General features: G+C 28.2%; 17 protein-coding genes. 11 read left to right on the top strand and 6 right to left on the bottom strand.

Annotation, left to right across the window (positions count from 1 at the left end):
• The first annotated feature begins 2 nt into the window (after nt 1-2).
• From H518_RS0102185 to H518_RS0102150, 7 genes are all read left to right on the top strand, one after another.
• The gene (locus H518_RS0102185; protein ID WP_028887560.1) at nt 3-2558 is read left to right on the top strand and encodes an adenosylcobalamin-dependent ribonucleoside-diphosphate reductase; all 2556 of its coding nucleotides are present in this window, start codon (nt 3-5) and stop codon (nt 2556-2558) included.
• 585 nt (nt 2559-3143) lie between these two features.
• On the top strand, nt 3144-3644 hold the full coding sequence (locus H518_RS0102180; protein ID WP_028887559.1) for a hypothetical protein: 501 nt from the start codon (nt 3144-3146) through the stop codon (nt 3642-3644).
• A gap of 489 nt (nt 3645-4133) precedes the next feature.
• Nucleotides 4134-5615, top strand: a complete 1482-nt coding sequence (locus H518_RS0102170) for an SBBP repeat-containing protein (RefSeq protein WP_028887558.1) — start codon at nt 4134-4136, stop codon at nt 5613-5615.
• 136 nt (nt 5616-5751) lie between these two features.
• Entirely contained in the window at nt 5752-6459 is a 708-nt protein-coding gene (locus H518_RS0102165; protein ID WP_028887557.1) for a hypothetical protein, read from the top strand.
• A gap of 210 nt (nt 6460-6669) precedes the next feature.
• On the top strand, nt 6670-7743 hold the full coding sequence (locus H518_RS0102160; protein WP_028887556.1) for a hypothetical protein: 1074 nt from the start codon (nt 6670-6672) through the stop codon (nt 7741-7743).
• Nucleotides 7744-7855: 112 nt separating this feature from the next.
• Nucleotides 7856-8638: a hypothetical protein gene (locus H518_RS0102155; RefSeq protein WP_028887555.1), complete on the top strand. Its 783-nt coding sequence runs from the start codon at nt 7856-7858 to the stop codon at nt 8636-8638.
• A gap of 380 nt (nt 8639-9018) precedes the next feature.
• Nucleotides 9019-9390 (top strand): hypothetical protein, encoded by a 372-nt coding sequence (locus H518_RS0102150; RefSeq protein WP_043706354.1) that lies wholly within the window; start codon nt 9019-9021, stop codon nt 9388-9390.
• A gap of 1746 nt (nt 9391-11136) precedes the next feature.
• Here H518_RS0102150 and H518_RS0102145 read toward each other — a convergent pair.
• The 6 genes from H518_RS0102145 to H518_RS0102120 all read right to left on the bottom strand — a co-directional run bounded on the left by H518_RS0102145 (nt 11137) and on the right by H518_RS0102120 (nt 15565).
• On the bottom strand, nt 11137-12330 hold the full coding sequence (locus H518_RS0102145) for a hypothetical protein (RefSeq protein ID WP_028887553.1): 1194 nt from the start codon (nt 12328-12330) through the stop codon (nt 11137-11139).
• A 191-nt stretch (nt 12331-12521) separates the two neighbouring features.
• Nucleotides 12522-13562 (bottom strand): metallophosphoesterase, encoded by a 1041-nt coding sequence (locus H518_RS0102140; RefSeq protein WP_028887552.1) that lies wholly within the window; start codon nt 13560-13562, stop codon nt 12522-12524.
• Between the two features lie 113 nt (nt 13563-13675).
• Nucleotides 13676-14167 carry an OsmC family protein gene (locus H518_RS0102135; protein WP_028887551.1) on the bottom strand — a complete coding sequence of 164 codons (492 nt, stop codon included), beginning with the start codon at nt 14165-14167 and terminating at the stop codon, nt 13676-13678.
• A 2-nt stretch (nt 14168-14169) separates the two neighbouring features.
• A complete protein-coding gene (locus tag H518_RS19050) occupies nt 14170-14607 on the bottom strand; it encodes a hypothetical protein (RefSeq protein ID WP_051263634.1) in 438 nt (145 codons plus the stop codon).
• A gap of 20 nt (nt 14608-14627) precedes the next feature.
• On the bottom strand, nt 14628-15284 hold the full coding sequence (locus H518_RS0102125) for an ATP-binding cassette domain-containing protein (protein WP_028887550.1): 657 nt from the start codon (nt 15282-15284) through the stop codon (nt 14628-14630).
• Nucleotides 15281-15565 (bottom strand): hypothetical protein, encoded by a 285-nt coding sequence (locus H518_RS0102120; RefSeq protein ID WP_155995107.1) that lies wholly within the window; start codon nt 15563-15565, stop codon nt 15281-15283. Before H518_RS0102120 ends, H518_RS0102125 begins: the two co-directional genes overlap by 4 nt.
• A 94-nt stretch (nt 15566-15659) precedes the next feature.
• On the opposite strand from H518_RS0102120, the gene prfA reads away from it, so the two are divergent.
• The 4 genes from prfA to H518_RS0102100 all read left to right on the top strand — a co-directional run bounded on the left by prfA (nt 15660) and on the right by H518_RS0102100 (nt 20143).
• On the top strand, nt 15660-16736 hold the full coding sequence (prfA, locus tag H518_RS0102115) for a peptide chain release factor 1 (protein WP_028887548.1): 1077 nt from the start codon (nt 15660-15662) through the stop codon (nt 16734-16736).
• Nucleotides 16737-17360: 624 nt separating this feature from the next.
• A complete protein-coding gene (locus H518_RS0102110) occupies nt 17361-17822 on the top strand; it encodes a hypothetical protein (RefSeq protein ID WP_028887547.1) in 462 nt (153 codons plus the stop codon).
• 35 nt (nt 17823-17857) lie between these two features.
• A complete protein-coding gene (locus H518_RS0102105) occupies nt 17858-19219 on the top strand; it encodes a DUF5458 family protein (RefSeq protein WP_028887546.1) in 1362 nt (453 codons plus the stop codon).
• A 495-nt stretch (nt 19220-19714) separates the two neighbouring features.
• A complete protein-coding gene (locus H518_RS0102100; protein ID WP_028887545.1) occupies nt 19715-20143 on the top strand; it encodes a GPW/gp25 family protein in 429 nt (142 codons plus the stop codon).
• Nucleotides 20144-20221 lie beyond the last annotated feature (78 nt).

The following is a 20221-nucleotide window of genomic DNA, read 5'->3' as shown; positions in this document are numbered from 1 at the left end:
CAATGAAACCTACAATAAAAGTTACCTCTAAAACGACATATACAAGGGAAGAAGCATTAACAGCAGCACTAAATTATTTTAAAAATGATGATTTAGCAGCAAGCGTTTGGTTAAATAAATATGCACTGAAAGATTCTGACGGAAATATTTATGAACGTACTCCTAATGACATGCATGAAAGGATTGCAAAAGAAATTGCAAGAGTTGAGAAGAAGTATAAAAACCCGTTAACAGCATCAGAAATATTTGAAGTAATTAAAGACTTTAAATATATTGTTCCACAAGGAAGTCCTATGGCAGGAATAGGAAATACGTTTCAAGTAGGTTCACTATCTAATTGCTTTGTAATTGGTAATGATGGAGATTCTGATTCTTACGGAGGAATTATGAAAATTGATCAAGAGCAAGTGCAGTTAATGAAAAGGCGTGGAGGTGTTGGTCATGATTTATCACATATCAGACCTAAAGGATCACCTGTAAAGAACTCCGCACTAACATCAACAGGAATTGTTCCTTTTATGGAGCGGTATTCAAATTCTACAAGAGAAGTAGCACAAGATGGTCGTCGTGGAGCATTAATGTTATCCGTTTCTATAAACCATCCAGATTCTGAAGATTTTATCGATGCAAAATTAACGCAAGGAAAAGTTACAGGAGCCAATGTATCAGTTAGAATTGATGATGCATTTATGAGAGCTGTAAAAAAGGAGGAAGATTATATACAGAAATATCCAGTTTTTAGCGCAACACCAAAAGTTTCAAAAACGGTGCCTGCAAAAAAGTTGTGGAAAAAAATAGTGCATAATGCATGGAAATCTGCTGAACCAGGAATTTTATTTTGGGATACAATTATTAACGAATCGGTGCCAGATTGTTATGCCGATTTAGGATATAAAACAGTATCTACGAACCCATGTGGAGAAATACCTTTATGTCCGTACGATTCATGTCGCTTATTAGCAATTAACTTATTTTCATATGTAGAAAATCCGTTTACAGAGAAAGCTGCATTTAACTTCGAGTTATTTAAAAAGCATATTGTAATTGCTCAAAGAATGATGGATGATATTATTGATTTAGAATTAGAGAAGATTGATAAGATATTAGAGAAAATTGAAGCAGATCCTGAGTTAGACAACGTAAAGGCTACCGAAAAGAACCTTTGGTTAAATATTCGAAAAAAAGCGCATGAAGGTAGAAGAACAGGTATTGGAATTACTGCCGAAGGAGATATGTTAGCAGCTTTAGGAATAAGGTATGGAAGTGATGAGGGGAATGACTTCTCAGAGAAAGTACATAAAGTATTAGGGATAGAAACCTATAGAGCCTCTGTAAATTTAGCGAAAGAGCGAGGTGCTTTTTCAATATATAATTCAGAAAGAGAAAAAGAGAATCCGTTTATTCTACGTTTAAAAGAAGCAGATAGTAAGCTGTATTATGAAATGTTAGAACACGGTCGAAGAAACATTGCATTGTTAACAATTGCTCCAACAGGAACAACAAGTTTAATGACACAAACTTCGTCGGGTATAGAACCTGTTTTTATGCCAGTTTATAAGAGAAGAAAAAAAGTAAACCCTAATGATAAAGGTTCTCGGGTAGATTTTGTGGATGAGGTTGGTGATTCGTGGGAAGAATATGTGGTTTTTCATCATCGATTTAAACAGTGGATGGAGGTAAATAATATTGATTCCTCTAAAAATTTCTCACAAGAAGAATTAGATGTTTTAATAAAAAAATCGCCGTATTATAAGGCAACCTCTAATGATGTTGATTGGTTGAGTAAAGTAACCATGCAAGGAGCTGTGCAAAAATGGGTAGATCACTCTATTAGTGTAACTATAAATTTGCCAAACGATGTTAGTGAAGATTTGGTAGGTGATTTGTATTTAAAAGCTTGGGAAGTTGGTTGTAAAGGAGTAACAGTTTATAGAGATGGTTCTCGTTCGGGAGTCTTAATTTCTAATGACGAAAAAAAGGAAGAAAAGAAAGGTAATGTGTTAACCTCAGTCCCGATTAAACGCCCAGAAGTATTGGAGGCAGATGTTGTTCGTTTTCAGAATAAAAAAGAAAAATGGATTGCTTTTATAGGTTTGGTTGATGGTAATCCGTACGAGATTTTTACAGGTTTAATTGATGATGAAGATGGTATTTTAATACCGCGTTCGGTAGAGGATGGTTTAATCTTAAAAAATAGAAATGAAGACGGTACTTCGCGTTATGATTTTCAATATAAAAACAAAAGAGGATATAAAACAACAATTGAAGGCTTGTCACACAAGTTTAATCCTGAGTTTTGGAATTATGCAAAGCTGTTTTCTGGAACATTACGTCATGGGATGCCAATTGATAAAATTGTTGAATTGATTCAGAGTTTACAATTAGATAGTGAGTCTATTAATACATGGAAAAACGGTGTTGTACGTGCGTTAAAACGTTATGTTGAAGATGGTACAGAAGTAAAAGGTCAGGCTTGTGATAATTGTAATTCTAATAATTTAATTTACCAAGAAGGCTGTTTAACTTGTAATGATTGTGGATCTTCTAAGTGTGGGTAAAACGTACCTAGTACTAAGTGTATTCAATAAACAATATAAAAAAAGTGTAGTTAAAAGCAAAAGCATTTAGGAATTGGCATTATGCCTAAGCATCCATTTGTATAAACGGTAATACAATGTTTGAAGTCTGGAGTAATTTGAGATAAAGGTATTGAAACAAAAGCTGTGATTAATAAGAAAGCTGTCAGTTTGGTGAAAAAAGAAGTCTTTCTTGGTTCCACAAATCCGATGTTAAGTTGGTCATAGTTGTATTCCATAAAGTAAAAATAGTAAAAACAAAATTAATTAAAAGTGTAGGTATCTCGATACCTTTAAAAACGGAAAAGATCATTGATATAATTTTGGTAAGTATAACTAGCCGTATATTAATAGCATAATATACGGTTAGCTAATAAATATTATAACGTTTTAATTTGTGTTCACTAAGTTATTAAACTTAGAGAAGCTGTTGGGTTTTAAAATGTTTTACAGCTTAAAATTAATTAGTATGTTTGAAAGAGATAGATACAAGTGTGTCTATATAATAAAAATAAACACATCAGTGTGTTTATTTATAGGTTGTAAAACATTAAAGAAAACTGTAAAATGAGTTGGATAATTGGAATTGTATTGATAATAATAGTTGGATTATATTTTTTGAATAAAAGAGACCCTGCAACTAAAAATATAGCATCAAGATATTATGCTTTAAAAGATATTTTTGGAAATGATAACGAGATAAGTGAGAAACAATATCTCGAAATGTCTGGAGTTTTTTCTCAAATAGTTTACATTCAAAATGGAAAATTATCTATTGATGATATAATATCGGAATCTGAAAACGCAGTAGAAAATGAATATGGAGAAAAATATAGTGGAGAAACTGCATTGATTAGATTTTGTGTCGGAATTAATAAACTGATTTATGAAATCAACGGATTAGACCCAATGGATGCTAATATGAAAGTTATAAAAGAGAGTAACTTGTATGAAAAAACAGTGAATAAAATAAAATCTAAAGGTTATTCAAAATTAGCCTACAGCTCAACAAATAATTATGTGATGCAATTCCCTGGATGTTTATCAGGAGATTATAACGGATTATAAATGTGAATAAAAAACGTTTTACAGCAATGGTAACCGTTGCGCAAGCCTATAATTTTATAAAAACAGCGATAAAACAAGCCTTTTTTAGGGCTTTTATTCTTTTATCAGGCTTCCTAAAAGTTGAAATTAAGTGAGCTTAAAACAAACATTTGTTTGCTTTTAAAGACATATTTAGATAAAATATCTAAAAATGATACTCCTGTATCATTTTTAATCTTTTTAGTAATGAATTTTAAGTATTTCTTTAAATTATGAGCAATAGCAGATAAATGCATTACCTTATTTGCAAAGTCGCCAAATCTTTTGATTTGGTATTAAAGAGAAAACTTAAAACAAAACACAAAAGATTTGGCTTGTGGCTAAACCGAAAGTAATTGCTTATTTTCCGCCCAACTTCTATATATTTAACGTTTGTGATGCGTACGAGAAATTATCTTTAATTTTGTGTATACACAACGGCATCAATCGAAAATTTTATTTAATTGCTATATGATATTCAAAGAAATTGCACAATCAAGACAAACGTCATACAATAAACTGTTTTCACATAAGTCATTTACTTTACTTTTTCTACTATTTATTTTATTTAAAATACAAGGACAGGAACTAAACCCAAAGGTTACCTTTTCCTCTTATTATGGGAATATTGGAGTTGATGATGCCGATGTCGTTACTGTTGACTCTTTAGGTAATACTTACCTCGGCTGTCATTCAAATTCTCAAAATCTACCTGGTATCGATAAATACCCTTACACGCTTAACAATGGTATGGATGCATTTGTAATTAAATTAGATAATGAAGGAAATGATATAGGTTATATAACTCAAATGGGCGGCTCAAAATGGGAAGCCGTACAAGGGGTGATTTCTGATTCCGATAGCAATATCTATGTTATTGGAACTACTTTTTCATCTGATTTCCCTGCTGATGAAAATTCATTTCAACGAACTTTTGGAGGAAGAAAAGATGCTTTTGTTGTTAAAATCAACGCTGAAGGAAAAATAGTGTGGTCAACATTTCTCGGGGGAAGTAATGAAGAAGATGGTAGGTATATAAATATTGATCAATATGGTAATGTTTATGTTGTTGGTTGGACAGCGTCAAAAGATTTTCCGACAACGAATGAAGCTTTACAACCTAAATCCGCTGGTGGAATAGACGCATTCATTGCAATTCTTAATTCTGATGGAAAAATACTGACATCAACTTATCTAGGTGGGTCTGGTGATGATATTGGTTTCTCAATTAAGTTAGACAGCACTGGTCAAATCTATATAGGTGGTACAACTAGTTCTATTGATTTTCCTGTCAAAAATGCTATACAGAGTAAAAATAAAGGAGATAATGATGCTTTTTTAGCCGTAATTAACAAGAATAGATCAGCTATTAACTTTGCTACTTATTGGGGTGGAGAAGGAAATGACCAGCTTAAGGGGATTGATTTTGATTCTTTAGGTAATATATACACAATGGGGTTTACGCATTCATTGAATTTTCCCATAACACAAAATGCTCTTCAAAAAAAACTTAATGGAGGTATGGATATTTTTATATCCAAATTCAATATCCAAGATTCAAACATTGTTTATTCAACTTATTTGGGAGGAAATAAACGAGATCGCCCAAGGAATTTTGCAACAGATTTATGCGGCAATGCATACATTGTTGGAAAGACTTCCTCTGATAATTTCCCTACAACTTCTCATACGCAATCTAAACGAAACGGAGAGGATAACGCTTTTATTACCTTGTTAGACAAAGATGGATTAAATCTCCTTTATTCAACTTTATATGGAGGAAACGGTTCGGATACTTTTGAAGGCATTGCTATGGGAGCTGATGGATCGGTAACCGTATCAGGATTATCCAGTTCAACAGATTTTCCTTTAGTAAATCCAATTCAAAAGACGATTTTAGGTGGGCGATTTGACATTATCGTTGCTCGCTTTATTTTAACTAATAAAAAATAAATTTTAGATCGGTTAAAAATAAAGAATTATCGAAGAAAATAGGCATAACAACAATTTGTATATTGCATATGATCCCTTCGAGAAGCAAACGCAACATGCATGAAACGTTGCCAATAATTTAAAAATAACGATAAAAATGATAAAATTCTTCTCCAAATTCTTCAACTCATCAAGTAATACTAAATTAATAAAAACAGAATTACCTGAAAGAGATTCTGCTGATGTTGAAAACAGATTGGGAGATTGGTTAGCTCATCCAAATGAATATGGAAAAAAACCTGTATATACAAAAGTTCTAGAAAAAGGAAGTTTTAGATTTATAGTAATACCAGATAGTTCAATAATGAAATATTCTTTAGTTGAATATAAAATGACCAAGGATGGAAAATCTGAGATAGGAATTGTTGATGAATTAAATGTTTGGAGCTTCCTTAATATAATAGATTATGAAAAGGTTGATATAGATGAATTAACTTATGCTTATAAAGGGAAATTATTTGAAATAATGGACTCAAAAATGCAAATGAGCAATGGGAAAACAAAACCTTATCGTTTTTCAATTAAAAATGAAGAAAAGAAAATAACTGATTACTTTAATAAAATAAACCCAGGAGGTGAATTTAGAATAAGTGATATAATTAAATTCTTTGATGAAATTACCTTTTTCGGGTTTAATATTACAAACCCTGAGAATGGTAAAAACATTTTGATACCTTCATATTTCAATTATGAATCTAATAAACATATCGATTCAGGTTTAATGTATGAAGAAGATCATATTCTCTTTCCAATAGCAATGTATGTTAAAATTGGCGCTATTTTTACTAAGCCTGTTGATTTGTAAGTTAACAAAAGTTGGCACCAAAGCCCATAATTAATACGGGTTTTGGTGCATAAACCAAAGTTTAGTGTATTTTATAATATCCGCCAAATCTTTCTGATTTGGCTTTAGAACAGAAAAATAAAACAAAATAAAAAGTTTTAGCTAAGTGCTTAATCGATTTTTAATCTCTTACTACGCGTAGTTAAACATTGTAAATAATTAAACAAAAATATGCCTGCAATTAGATTTGGATTTAGAACAGTAAAAGTCAAAACATATAAATTAGGTAAATTCAATATTTCTAAAGATGAAGCAGAGAGTTTTGCCGTTGAATATGATGGATTTGATTTATGGAATACTAATAAAAGTTTATCTGTAGAAATACCACAAATAGAGAAAAGAGTTAAATACTTTCATGTAATGTTCGTTCCTTTTTTTCCAATAGAAACTCAATGGACTATAAGAAACAAAAAAGGTGTCTTTAAAATAAATCAAGTTTGTGAACAAAAGGTAATATCAGTTTATCCTAAAAGTTATGCGCCTTGGTACTCATTCTTAGCTCCAATAATTTGTTTATTAGCAATAACTTTATACGTTGGTTTTGAAATTATTCAAGAAAAAATAAGCAAGTATAAATATGCTACAGAGATTGAAAGAAGATACTTAAAACTAAATAAAGAATTAGATAGTGTTTCTCCTCCATATTATATGGTTTTTGATAAACCTTACCCTTTGAAAGATGAATTTCAAAGAGTTGATTCTATTATTAATAATACTTTCTATATAAGTAATATTAAAAATAAAAAAAGTAAACTGGAATATGATTCACCCGATTATTTACATCATAAAGAATTTAAAACAAAAAAAATAGAATCTCTAATTGTTCAAAAAGATGATCTTTTATTACTAATACCTAAAAACATAGAGGAAAATTCTAACCTAAGAAACAACGGAAAGTTTAAGAGAATAATAACTATTTCAGACTTGGAGACATCAAATTTAGATTTTGACTTCGATCTTGGTGGAATTAGTATTAAAAACTCAGGAAAACCTTTAACTTTAATTGACTTTGAAAATAAAAGTACAGAAAAAGATAAATGGTCTGTTGTGATTAATAAATATATTGATACAAACAAAAAAATTAGAGCTAATTATACTCCTAAAAATAAATCAAAAGATTTATCGGAGCTTGTTTTTATTTTTTCTGATAATGAAGGTTTTTATGAGTATAAAGTTCAAGCGACTTATATGAAGACTAAATCCTTTACTGCTTTTGTTGATACTTCCTTTGAAATGATAAAATAACGATTTACAGTAATTACTATAATTAATACGGGTTTTGTTACTTAATCTAAAGAACAGCTCTTTTATATACGTACTTAACCATATCTGAAAAACATTAGCTATAATTTACAGGATGAAAAAGACACTTACAATTTTACTGTTTTCTTTAATTCTATTTTCGTGTAAAAAAAATAAACATGAAAAAGAACTAATAGGAAAGTGGTTTGAAATTAAAGAAACAAGCAAGTTGGAGTTTAAAAAAGGTTCTTTAATTTTTTCAGACTTAACCGTAAGGAAATTTGAATGGAAAGCTAATGAAAATAAAATATCAATTCTAATAAAAAACGATTTTAACGATTCTATTAAAAGTAATTCTTTAAAATTTAAATTAAACCATGATACTTTAATAATTAAAACCAATGAAAAAGTTGAATTTGATGAATTCAAATTAATAAAAGCTGAAAATTTCACTAACTTTATTTTAACAAAAAACAATGTAACTCTAGATTTAGATAAAAGTGAAAAATCACAATATTTACCAGTAGAAAATAAAAATGGCATCAAAGTTTTTGCCGAAAATATAAACGGGAAAATAAAAATAAAATCTGAGTATTCTGAAGATTTAGATAATCTTGAGAACGATATAGAAAAACTTCTTCTGGATTTAAGTCCATATATCATTTATCAACTTGAAGATTTACGGACTAATACGGATACAGATGAATCTACAATAGAAAAATGGATTAAAATAAATGCTTATTATTCTTTATTTATAGACAAAGAAATATCTGAATTACAAATTAATTCTATAGTTGAAAAATTGAGAAAAACTAAAATTAAAAGAATTTATAAAATTTATGAAACTGAAGATAATGAGTTTGTAGATTTTAATAAACTGAAAGGAATAAAACTATAACCAATAACTAAGCATATGGAGTGTTGATAGGTCAGTGTTATATTATATTCCTTGTTGTCCACAAAAATAATATTTCCTGCAAAACACTTTAATTAAGATGTTTTTATGTTCAAGATTTAAGTAAACGAATAATAGTTGATCGAAATTATAATAAGCATTAAATAGGCTTTTGATTCTTATCTACTTTTTGTTATTGTCATATAAAAAAAAGGTAAAATAATTATAACGATAACGATTAGAATTGAAATATAAAGCATCATAAATCAAATATAAAATAACTATAGGTTCTGTGATACCTAAAAATCGAAAAAGTTCATTGATGTAATTGTGGTAGGTAATATTATATATCTTTATTGCGTGAAATATAAAGCTGAATATTAATGAGTAAAACACTTGAAAATATCGAATCTAAAAAAATAATAGATGCAATTAAATGGTGGGAATCTAAAAGGTGGGTTTTCAATTCGCTTGTTGGACTTTCTGGAGTGTTTGGAATAGTTAAAGGAATACATGTAGCAACTGAAAACATATTTGTTGTATCTGATATACTTGGAATAATACTTTCGGGAATAATAGCTAATATTTTTTATTCAAGCGGCATTTTAGTTGAAATACTTGACAATTATTATTTTAATAATAAATTAAAAATGGAAAGGTTTAGAGAGGTATTCTTGGTTTTAGGTTGCATATCATATTGCATCTACGCTTATATCTGTACTTATTTTTATTATAATCTATCTTTTCAAAGGTGAAAAAATATTCATAATAACAAAATAATAGTCAATTATTACCTACAGGTAAGATTACTTAGCGCATATCAACACCTAACAAGTGTTGATTTTTTTTATGTCAAAATTTAAGTAACCGAATTATAAAATAACAGTAGTAATTCTAATTGTTCTTTATATCCCTGTAAAAATTATAAAGGATGTGTGAAATAATTAAGATAATACAAACAGTAATAATTAAAGGGTAATTTAATTATGAATGTAAAATCATTAATAAATATGATTAAAAAAAACAGTACTAGAATGTAAAAATCTAGTACTGGTAAAATTAAATATATTATTAAGAAATGTATAAATGTTTCTTCTTAGTGACCTCTTTTCTATGGGGTGAGATTTACTTTATGTTTCATTTACAAATTCTATATATTTAATTATCTATATAAAAAACTATACTGTAAATATAATTTAAGAAGAGGTATGAATTTTAAATGTTAGATAAATGGCATTGAAGTATCGATTAAAAATAAAAAAGTAAGGATAAATAAATTGTAATTAAAAAAACATGCCATATAGTATATAGATAAATGAAATTGTCCAGCCTATTATGAATATTATTCTAAAAATATGAAGGAATTTTCAGTCATTGATAGGTATATCTAAACTATCGAAAAAATTATTATAAGAGTTTGAATCATTAAAGAAAATTATTCCAGATCCACCTGTGAATATTATAATAAGACCAAGAATAGTAAAGAGTATTATAACTTAAAAGCAAATATTAAAAGAACAATAGTGAAAGTAATAATTGTAGCAGTTAGAGCGACTGAAAATTGAATTAAAAACAGTAGAATAAGAGATATAAAAAAAGCGAACTGAAGTTCGCTGATAAATTATTATGAATTGGAAAATACACATTGGCAAGAACCAAAATCCCATTCTTCATTTATATCGCAACTCTCGAGCGGGAAACATTTACGTCCTCCGTTGACAGATTTTTGTTCTGATTTGTTCAATACTGAACCTAAGTTTGAAATGTTCTTTAACATAATTTGAGTTTTTAATTTCTCAAATATAAGTTATTGAAAATAAGATTAATAAGAAAAAACCGTAAAAAAAGTAAGGTAAAACCTTACTTAACTAAAATTAACAAAATATAAAATAACAGTAGTAAAAGTGATAAAGTTAAAGCAATAAAAAAGAGTTCATTTCTGAACTCTTGATTTTATAAAGTTTTTTTGTCGGATAAAAAACTATATACAAAATTTAATATTTCAAAATTAAATAATTAAGAGTAAGAATGTAGGTGAAAAACCATAAAATAAGTAAGGTATAACCGTAAAATAAATATTAATAAACCAGTAGAAATTAGAACAAAAAAACCCACTTCTTTGAGAGGTGGGAAATTGCTATGAAAAAGAACTTAAGACGTCTCTTAAGAGCTGCCAAATTAAATAGAATTAAACAGAATAGTGAATAATAAACCATAAAATAAGTAAGGTAAAACCGTAAAATATATATTAATTAAGCCGTAGAAATTATGAGTAAAAAGAAAAGAAGTAATCCCTTATAAAGAATACTTCTTTTCTGAAAACTAATCAATTTAAAAAAACTACAATGAAACTTTTTAATTCAAATTTATATGTTAAAGATAGTTTTATATGTAGTAATTAATTAAAAAAAAATAGATGACTTGAAGATAAGTATAGATGAATAGTCTATTTATTTAAATAAAATAGAAATATTAAAAATACAGTAGCTACTTAAAGTAATTTAGTACTCCATAAGTGTCTTAAAAGTAGTGTTTAATTTATAAAGATTTAAATTGTCTGAGAAAGTGATTTTAACTTCTTTTAGTTTTTTATCTAACTCAGATATTTTAACATCAATTTTATTTGCATCTCCAATATTTTTACTTTTTTCAAGAACTTTTTTTAATGTTGACTGGTAGGTTGATAATATTGAAACATATTCGTTGCTTAAAGACTCTATTTCATCTCTTATAAATTTCGCTTGATTTAAAGCATAGTTCGGGTATAATAAAAGATTATTAGTAAGATGAACATTATAATCTAATGGCTTTAAGTTTATTATTTGACTAACTTTTTGCTGAACCATTTTTTCAGTGTAATGTTTATTAATCAGTCCAGTAAGTGTTAGGTTTTTATCTTGATTAGGTATACTATTCGGACTTAAAGTATTTGCACGTTCTTTAGTGTATTGGGTTAGTAGTAAAATTAAACCTTCTTTTCTAATATCTAAATTACCTAGATTTTGTTCAAATTCAGTTTGTGCTTTTGCCAAACCTTCATAATGCTCTAAGTAAACTTTTAAAGATTTTTTTAATTCAATAACATCGTCAATTGATATGTCTTTACCTTTAAGAGCGCTACCCATAACTAGGTTTACAATAGATTTTATTGAGTTCACAACAGGAATTGCGCTAGATATTGTTTGCGCAATAGGTGATTTGATAATATTATCAACAAAAAGTAAAAATTTAGATTTTTTTACTCCGTTTACCTTCTTGTTTCTTTTAATGATGTTTTTCTCAACGATATTGGCTATATCATGAGATAAACTAAAACCTAAGTCAGAATTATTAGGGTTGTTTAAGCTAGATACTTGAGTAAGGTAATCGCTAGTAGCGTCTAATTGTTTAATAGCATTTAAACTAGCGTTAGAAGCAAAAACAAATTCAGTGGTATTTATTATTTTTTTTGTTCTTTGTTCTAGCTGTTTTTTAAGGCTAAAAAGTTCTGCGTCGGATAATTCCTTAATAATCTTGTTATTTGAAACCATTAGCTCTTCAAAGTTATTAATTTTATAGGCTATGGTGTCCAGCTTTTGTTTTGTTTTTAAAAGATCAAAATAGTTCTTGTAAATTACGTTAACTGAATCTTTTAAAGTTTGACCATTTGTTATGGTGGTAGAAATTACGATTATGATTGTAATTAACTTTTTCATGTTATCGTTGTTGATTGGTTAGTTTTTGGGGATGTATAATACTTGAGTCCGTTTTAAGGAGGAAGCGAAGTTAAATTATAATATTATAAAAATCAATAATGATATTAAAGTTATAAATATCAATAAAATTGAAAAAAACTTAAACTCTAGTAATTTTTAAAAGTTTATAGATAGAAAATTAAGAATGCTTATTAGTTATCCTTTTTATTGAATTTTATTTTCTTACCATCTAAAGTTCCTCTATAGTATTTGTTGTTTTTAATAAGTAAAATTTCTCCATATTTCCCTTTTTTAATACTAGAGTCTACACCAAAAATTTTATGATCAAATAATTGAACAATTACTTCATTAGAGCAATGCCCTACAACTACATGTTCAGATTCTATTTTTTTTAAGATTCCTGAAATGTCAGCATCTTTTAAATTATCATTAAAATATCCACGATACCATATTAAACTTTTTTTACCATAATAGGTGTTGTAAAAATTTGTAGACTTCATTTCTTGTTTAGTCCTGTCAATAGATTTTCTCATGATTTCGTTAATATTTTCAATATTAAAATCACTCTGATCTATAAAATGTTTAGATACACCTCCGTGAGCAAAAATAGTATTATTTATTTTTAGAATAGTCGGTTTTGATCGTAGCCACCTACCGATAACTGTTTTCTTGTTATAAAGTTCAGCGTAGTTTAAGTTTAGTAATTTTGAGGTGGTTTTGTATTTAGGACTTATATATCTTAAATCTTTATGAAGAACCATGTATTCATGATTCCCTAGTAAAAAATGTACACGACCACCTTTTTTTTTCGCTTGTAATTCAAGTTTGTAAATTAACCAAAGTGTTTCGTTAACCTTATCACCTCTGTCAAAAATATCTCCAACAATAACCAAATGACCTTTGCCAAAATTCCAATTCAAACTCTTGTCAATAATTTTATTGTTTTTTAAAAGTTTAATTGCCAGGTCGTATTTTCCATGAATATCACTTAATGCAGCAATTTTCTTTACTTTATTAAAAACTGATTTTTCAGAATTAAAAATGGTATCGTATGTATTTTCCTTTAAAGTTTTAGAGAAAACTTTACCGTTTATTATATTTTTTTCAATTAGCTCACTATTTTCTATGAAAATATATGGGCCATCTGAAAATTTAGAATTTTCATTTTCTTGACTAAAGATTGGTAAAACTGAAATGAATAATAATATTATGTATGCGTAATTTTTAATCATCGTTTTTGTTTTACTTACTTTATTAAATGTAGAGTAAGCGAAGTTAATTTATAAAATTATAAGAGTCAAATTTAAAAGTTTGTATGCGTATTGAGTTAAAGATGCATTAAAGTCTATTTTTCACCAGTACTGTTATTTTTTATAACTGTTTTAGGATTGTGATTGATTTTAAAATTACAAGAGTTCGCAATAAAGCACATTTTATTAGCTTCAATATGTAATTCATTTGCTTTTTTAATGTGGTCATTATTTTGAATAGTTACCAATGGATTTAAGGTGACTTCTTTAAATTTACCACTACCGTTGTTCGTTTCTTCCATTACTCCGGTTGCATTATCAATATAATCAGTTACGATTATTTTATGAACACTGCATAAGTGTAAATACCAAAGCATATGGCAAGATGATAAAGATGAAAGAAAAAGATCTTCAGGATTATATCTTGATTTATCGCCTAAAAAAGATGGATCAGAAGAAGCTAGTATTTCATTGTATTTTCCTTCTCCCGAAATAATATGATTTCTATTATACGATTTGTAATTTAGAGTTCCATTTCCTTCATTACCTGTCCATTCAATTTTAACGGTGTAATTATGGTTTTTCATTTTCAGTAGTTTTTAATATTATCAAAAATAAAATCAACAGAAAATTCATTATTAGAAATCTTACATTTTAATTGTTGTTTATCTAAATAATAATGAATTTTTTTAGGGAATTCATTTTTTTGATTTTCGCATACGAAAGAAGAATCTGAGTGCTGTGTAAATTTAAATAATGTTGGAGCCTCGTTTACACCTTCAACTTTTAAATGTAAAGTATCTTTAATAGTAATAATACTCATTTTCTCCTTAAAAATAGTATCTGAGTTTTTTAAAGTGAAGCCAATTCCTGTTAAATCATTGTTCCAAAAATCAAAAGTACTTTTGGTTGGTTTTTCATTGGTTCGTTTCCATTTGCCAATTAACCAGGTAGGTTTTTTTAGGTTCTCTTTAGAGTTACAAGAAAGTAATATGCTAATAAATAGTAATAAAATTCCGTTTTTCATAGGTGTAAAGTTTCTATTTTTTATAAAGTGTTTACGTAGTTGTATTTAATGAGTTCTTGGGGTGACTTTAATAACCGATTCCAGCCATCCTTTAATAAATATAAGGTGTTAGAAACATCTAAAATGTCTTTATACAAATGATCTGTAATAATAATTATTTTATGCGTTTTTTCTGTTTCTAATATCTCTTTTATTTTTTTAATGTATAATGGCGATAAATGAGAAAATGGTTCGTCTAATAAAATAATTTCTGCATCAGATTTTAGAATAACATAAGTTTCTATTAGTCTTTTTTCTCCTCCTGAAAAATCAGAAAAACAAAGATCTTTTTGATACTCAAAATCAGGAAAATCAATTAAGAAATCAGAAAAAGAGGTGTTAAAAAAACTAAATGAGCTTTTTAAAGAAATATTGTTAGGTATAATATGAAATTGTGGAAGGTATTTTATGTATCCTTTTTTATATAGCGGGGCTAGTATAGGTTTATTATCAATTCTTAGTAGTTTGCTTTTTGGTTTTAACTCACCAAATATAATTCTTAATAACGAAGTCTTTCCAGAGCCATTACTTCCTAAGATTCCTGTGATTTTTCCTTTTTCAGCTTTAAAATAAATTGCTTTTAATATTTCGGTAGTTCCAAAGTTTAATTCAATATTATCAATTTCTAAATAATTCATTTCATATAAATATTGGTGCCAACTAGAATTGTTAAATTTATAAAAAAAACAAATAAGTGTAATTTTAGTTCTGTAATACCCAGGTTATAGTAAAAATATAGTTTTTCTTTTTTTTTATCACTAATAAAACGCTGATAACCCCAAACTAAAAAGGTTGCTGTTGTTAAAGCAACTGTAGCAAGTAACATAATATTAAACTTTAATAAAGCATAAATGGCTAAGGCCAGTGGGGGTAAAAAGGAGGTCTTGTAAAAAATAAAATAAAGTTTTAACGTTTTCATAGTTCGTAATTGATTTTAAATCTAATATAGTTAAATGAAATTTAAAAATAATTCCGATAAAAAATGTAAATTCGCAAACCAGAAAAGCTAGAAGATGTTAGATAAATTAAGAATTATAAAGCAACGTTATGATGAGGTTTCGGATTTAATTATCCAACCAGATATTATAATGGACCAAAAACGTTACGCTAAGTTAAGTAAAGAATATAAAGATTTAGGTAAGGTTGTTAAGAAAGGTGATGAGTATAAAAGCCTGAATGATTCAATTGAAGAAGCTAAAGAAATTATAGCTGATGGAAGTGATCCGGAAATGACTGAAATGGCTAAAATGGAAATGGATGATGCTAAAAAGCGTATTCCTGTTTTAGAGGATGAGATTAAATTTATGTTAATCCCTAAAGACCCAGAAGATGCCAAGAATGCAGTAGTTGAGCTTAGAGCAGGAGCAGGAGGAGATGAAGCAAGTATTTTTGCAGGAGAATTATTTAGAATGTACACTAAATATTGCGAGGGTAAAGGTTGGAAAGTTTCTACGGTAGATTATTCTGAGGGTACTAATGGAGGATTTAAAGAAATTCAGTTTGAAGTTTCTGGAGATGATGTATATGGTACTTTAAAGTTTGAAGCAGGTGTGCATCGTGTACAACGTGTACCACAAACAGAAACACAAGGACGTGTACATACATCGGCAGCAACTTGTATGGTTTTTCCAGAAGCAGAAGAGTTTGATGTAGTAATAAACCCAAAAGAAGTACGTATTGATTTTTTCTGTTCATCAGGTCCAGGAGGTCAATCAGTAAATACAACGTATTCAGCGGTGCGTTTAACACACATTCCTACTGGTTTAGTAGCGCAATGTCAAGATCAGAAATCGCAGCATAAAAATAAGGAAAAAGCCTTTAAAGTATTACGTTCTCGTTTATACGAAATGGAGTTAGCAAAGAAAAATGCTGCTGATGCTTTAAAGAGAGGTACAATGGTTACTTCAGGTGATAGATCTGCAAAAATTAGAACTTATAATTTTCCGCAAGGACGTATGACAGATCATAGAATTGGATTAACCTTATATGATTTATCAAATATTATAAATGGAGATATTCAGAAAATTATTGATGAATTAATGATGGCAGAGAATACATCTAAACTAAAAGAATTAGGAGAGAGTATTTAATTTTATTGGTTTATTATAAAATAATTAAAACTGCAAGTGTAAACTTGCAGTTTTTTTTATTTAAATAGATATTGGGTAGTAAGTTTTGTTTCTCTTGTCTATTATTAAACTTGTTATTAGTAATTGGTGTCAATTGTACTTATGACTGTATGTGATCCATAAAAACAATCGCTTTTAGGTGTTAATCTTTGGTTAATTTGAAGTTAAATACTCTTCGGTATTAAAATACTTGTCTTTAAATTTTGATACTTTTTTAACGTAAAATGTACTATAATATGCTGCTAAAAAAATGATTAATATTTTTATGACTTTAGTTGTAGAAGTGTTTATCGAAGTATATTTTTAAAAAAAAAGTAGATTTTACTAGGCTTCTATAAATAAAACCTTAGCGTTTCACATGGGTTTTAACTTTTTTTATGCTTTAATGTGATCTCTTTAATTGTGTTTTTTCGTGTTATTGGTGTCTAATTTTACCTGTTATTTAATTAGAATGTGTCTAAGTTAAGTATTGTTTTTTAATGAGAAAGTATGTATCTTAGCACCGCTTTTGTTTCTTCAATGAAATAAAAAGTGATTAGAAAAAGAAAATTACAAATAAATATATAACTCAAAAACAAAAAAAATATGTCTATGTACAACTATGGTATAGGTGGTAATGAAGTAAAAAAAGATGCAGGAGAAGCTATTGCGGATATCCCATCTAACAAAACTTTATTAATTCAAAAATTAACAAATGAAGCACCAGTAACTCCAGAAGCCGTTTATGGTCTTCAAACAGTAGAAGAAGTGTTTGAAGAATTTGCTCCAAATGTTGAAGTCGAATTTCAAGACGAACAAGGAACAGATGTAAAAGAAAAAATTAGTTTTAAAAATCTTGGTGATTTTGGATCTAAATCAATTAAAAAGAATAGTGCCTTTTTAAATAGATTAGATATCGAAAAAGAACAAAACACCAAAATAATTCGTCAACTTACCTCTAATAAAGGATTGAAGAAAGCTTTAGAGAACCCTGAAACGAGAGCAGCAATTGCTCAAGTGTTAAAAGACTCTTTAAGTGAAATCGAAGGAGGGAAAAGCAATCAATAGTTGAGAATTTAATAAACTAATTACAATAAATTATTATGTCAGTACAAGCAAAAGAAAAAAAGAGTGCGTCTATACAAGAAAAACAAATTCAAAGTTCAAAACCTGCAGTTGAAGTATTAGCTGAATATGGTGGTTTTTCTTTTTTAGAAAATATAATCGATGGTTTCTCTAACCTTAACCCAAAAAGAAAAGCAAGAAGAAATATCTTTCTTACTGATGAACAATGGGAAACAGAGAGAAAAAACTTAACAAATCGATTAAATATTTGGATCGAATTGTTAGCTAGTGGAAAGGATACTGAAGGAATGCGTGATATTGCAAAAGACCGTTCAGAGAAAGCAGACCTTACATTAAATGCGAATTTAAAAAAGGCGCTTAAAGCTACAGAAGATTTAGAGAGGTCTTATAGGTCAGTTTCACTTTTCTATAAGAATGCAGAATCAGATAAAATAAAAAATGTAACAATACTTAACGCTGATTTAGATCAATTAAAAGATTTAGATAACACGTTGTTTATTGATTATGTTGGGAATGAGTTAAAGCAAAATTTTGATCGTTTAGATCTTAGAAGTAATTACGGAATATTAAATATCCCTGGATATTTAGGTTCGAATGCTGTTATAGATAAATGGTCGAAAATAGCATACGATAATAAAACGATGCTAGTAACAGATTTTCAAGATTTAGAGTCTCCAGACGATGTTGTTGATATCTTTTTCAACGCAAATCATACAGGAGGAGATGTATTTAAATCAAATACATTAATGTCTTGTAACTGGTTGTTAGGTAGAAAAAAAGACGATGTTGTAGGTGAAGAAGATAACTTATATGTACCACCATCATCTGCATTAGCAGGAAAAATTTACAGTACTTTAATGTCTCAAGTTGTTGCTGGAAAAAAATTCGGTGGAATTAATGAGGTTGAAAGTGTTCGTTTTGATCTTAAAAAGAGTGAGATTTCAGAATTAGAAAAAATGGGATTAGTTCCTATGGTTAACGAATATAGTAAGGTTATGGCGTTCTCTGCTAAAACGTTATTTAACGGTGACAACTTAGGGTTACAAACATACTCTGTAGTAAGAGTGTTTGATCATATTACTAAGGTTCTTTTTGATTTCTTAAATAGAAAAGCTTTTGAAAACTGGACTACTCGTACAGAGGCTGATTTAAGAAGCCAAATAGTTAAGTTTTTAGATGGTATTCAAGGACCTTCTAAGCTTATTGAGAAGTTTAAGGTAATGAAAATAGAACAAGATCCAAACCAAAAGGATAGAGTGTTGTTAGATATACATATCACACCATACTTCCCTGCTAAAAGTTTTGTTATTCAATTAGACGGTCATAAAGGAGATGGACCTGAAAATGCTGAATGGCATAGTGAATATAAGCAGGAGTAATAGTAAGATAAGAATACTATTTATTTATAAATTATTATTTTAAGTAAAAGTTAAGGAGCATTTATGAGTTGTTAAATTCAAATTGTTTTATAACTTTTACTTAGATGATAGTTATAGTATGTTTTTTTAAAATGAGTTCGATTTTAGAAAAATATAAATAATAAGTATTACTGGTTTTAGGTGTTTTTACAAATATGTTTTATGTAAAACAATATACATTGTCTATTGTTAATTTATCCTTTATATAAAACCTTTGTTAAAGATAGGTTTAATGTATCTTTTATTTTAGATGGTTTTTACATAATATACTAACAGTAAATCAAAGTGAAAACTTTTTAAAGTAGACTGCTTTATCGTTGTAATTAGAAGATGACTTTTAAATTATAATTGATTACCACACCTTTTTCCAATAATATGTTATTTGTTTTTTATATAAAGTATTGTACTATATATTTTAAAACAAACTAGATTGTATATACTAAAATCTAAAAGCATATGAAGTATTTAAAATTACCGATAGATTTTTCTGGGATGTTACAAGGAGGAACACAAAATAGGTGTTTAATAGAAGAGTCTATTGCTCAGTATATTATGATGCAGATTACCAGTAGATATGGAGAGGTAGCAGGAAGAACAGATTTTGGATCAGATATATGGGAACTCGAATTTAATCAATTAGTGAAGATTTATGAATGGGAAGAACGTGTGAGAGTATCATTGCTAGAATCAATAGTTAAATACGAAACAAGACTTACTGATATAAAAGTAGGTGTAAGTTTAAGTGAAATTGATACTGATATAGATTCAGAAAAGTATTCTCAAGTAAGAAGAAAAGCAGTGATAAATGTATCAGGAAACATAATACAAACAGGAATTGCTTTTAACTTTAATACGTCTTTGTACGTAAGTCCTTTATCTCAGTAAAAAAGAGTTTAACGAGATGATTATAACTGGAGGTTCTAAATAGAATGCAATCATGAGAATTCAATTAATAACCTAAAA

Source organism: Tenacibaculum ovolyticum DSM 18103, from assembly GCF_000430545.1.
Classification (GTDB): domain Bacteria; phylum Bacteroidota; class Bacteroidia; order Flavobacteriales; family Flavobacteriaceae; genus Polaribacter; species Polaribacter ovolyticus.
The sequence above is the reverse complement of the archived record's forward strand: the minus strand, read 5'-3'. Positions and strand labels throughout refer to the sequence as shown.

What these genes read in the sequence shown, in the direction of transcription:
- H518_RS0102185 (WP_028887560.1), top strand. Translation starts at nt 3, where the DNA reads ATGAAACCTACAATAAAAGTTACCTCTAAAACGACATATACAAGGGAA.
- H518_RS0102180 (WP_028887559.1), top strand. Translation starts at nt 3,144, where the DNA reads ATGAGTTGGATAATTGGAATTGTATTGATAATAATAGTTGGATTATAT.
- H518_RS0102170 (WP_028887558.1), top strand. Translation starts at nt 4,134, where the DNA reads ATGATATTCAAAGAAATTGCACAATCAAGACAAACGTCATACAATAAA.
- H518_RS0102165 (WP_028887557.1), top strand. Translation starts at nt 5,752, where the DNA reads ATGATAAAATTCTTCTCCAAATTCTTCAACTCATCAAGTAATACTAAA.
- H518_RS0102160 (WP_028887556.1), top strand. Translation starts at nt 6,670, where the DNA reads ATGCCTGCAATTAGATTTGGATTTAGAACAGTAAAAGTCAAAACATAT.
- H518_RS0102155 (WP_028887555.1), top strand. Translation starts at nt 7,856, where the DNA reads ATGAAAAAGACACTTACAATTTTACTGTTTTCTTTAATTCTATTTTCG.
- H518_RS0102150 (WP_043706354.1), top strand. Translation starts at nt 9,019, where the DNA reads ATGAGTAAAACACTTGAAAATATCGAATCTAAAAAAATAATAGATGCA.
- H518_RS0102145 (WP_028887553.1), bottom strand. Translation starts at nt 12,330, where the DNA reads ATGAAAAAGTTAATTACAATCATAATCGTAATTTCTACCACCATAACA.
- H518_RS0102140 (WP_028887552.1), bottom strand. Translation starts at nt 13,562, where the DNA reads ATGATTAAAAATTACGCATACATAATATTATTATTCATTTCAGTTTTA.
- H518_RS0102135 (WP_028887551.1), bottom strand. Translation starts at nt 14,167, where the DNA reads ATGAAAAACCATAATTACACCGTTAAAATTGAATGGACAGGTAATGAA.
- H518_RS19050 (WP_051263634.1), bottom strand. Translation starts at nt 14,607, where the DNA reads ATGAAAAACGGAATTTTATTACTATTTATTAGCATATTACTTTCTTGT.
- H518_RS0102125 (WP_028887550.1), bottom strand. Translation starts at nt 15,284, where the DNA reads ATGAATTATTTAGAAATTGATAATATTGAATTAAACTTTGGAACTACC.
- H518_RS0102120 (WP_155995107.1), bottom strand. Translation starts at nt 15,565, where the DNA reads ATGAAAACGTTAAAACTTTATTTTATTTTTTACAAGACCTCCTTTTTA.
- prfA (WP_028887548.1), top strand. Translation starts at nt 15,660, where the DNA reads ATGTTAGATAAATTAAGAATTATAAAGCAACGTTATGATGAGGTTTCG.
- H518_RS0102110 (WP_028887547.1), top strand. Translation starts at nt 17,361, where the DNA reads ATGTCTATGTACAACTATGGTATAGGTGGTAATGAAGTAAAAAAAGAT.
- H518_RS0102105 (WP_028887546.1), top strand. Translation starts at nt 17,858, where the DNA reads ATGTCAGTACAAGCAAAAGAAAAAAAGAGTGCGTCTATACAAGAAAAA.
- H518_RS0102100 (WP_028887545.1), top strand. Translation starts at nt 19,715, where the DNA reads ATGAAGTATTTAAAATTACCGATAGATTTTTCTGGGATGTTACAAGGA.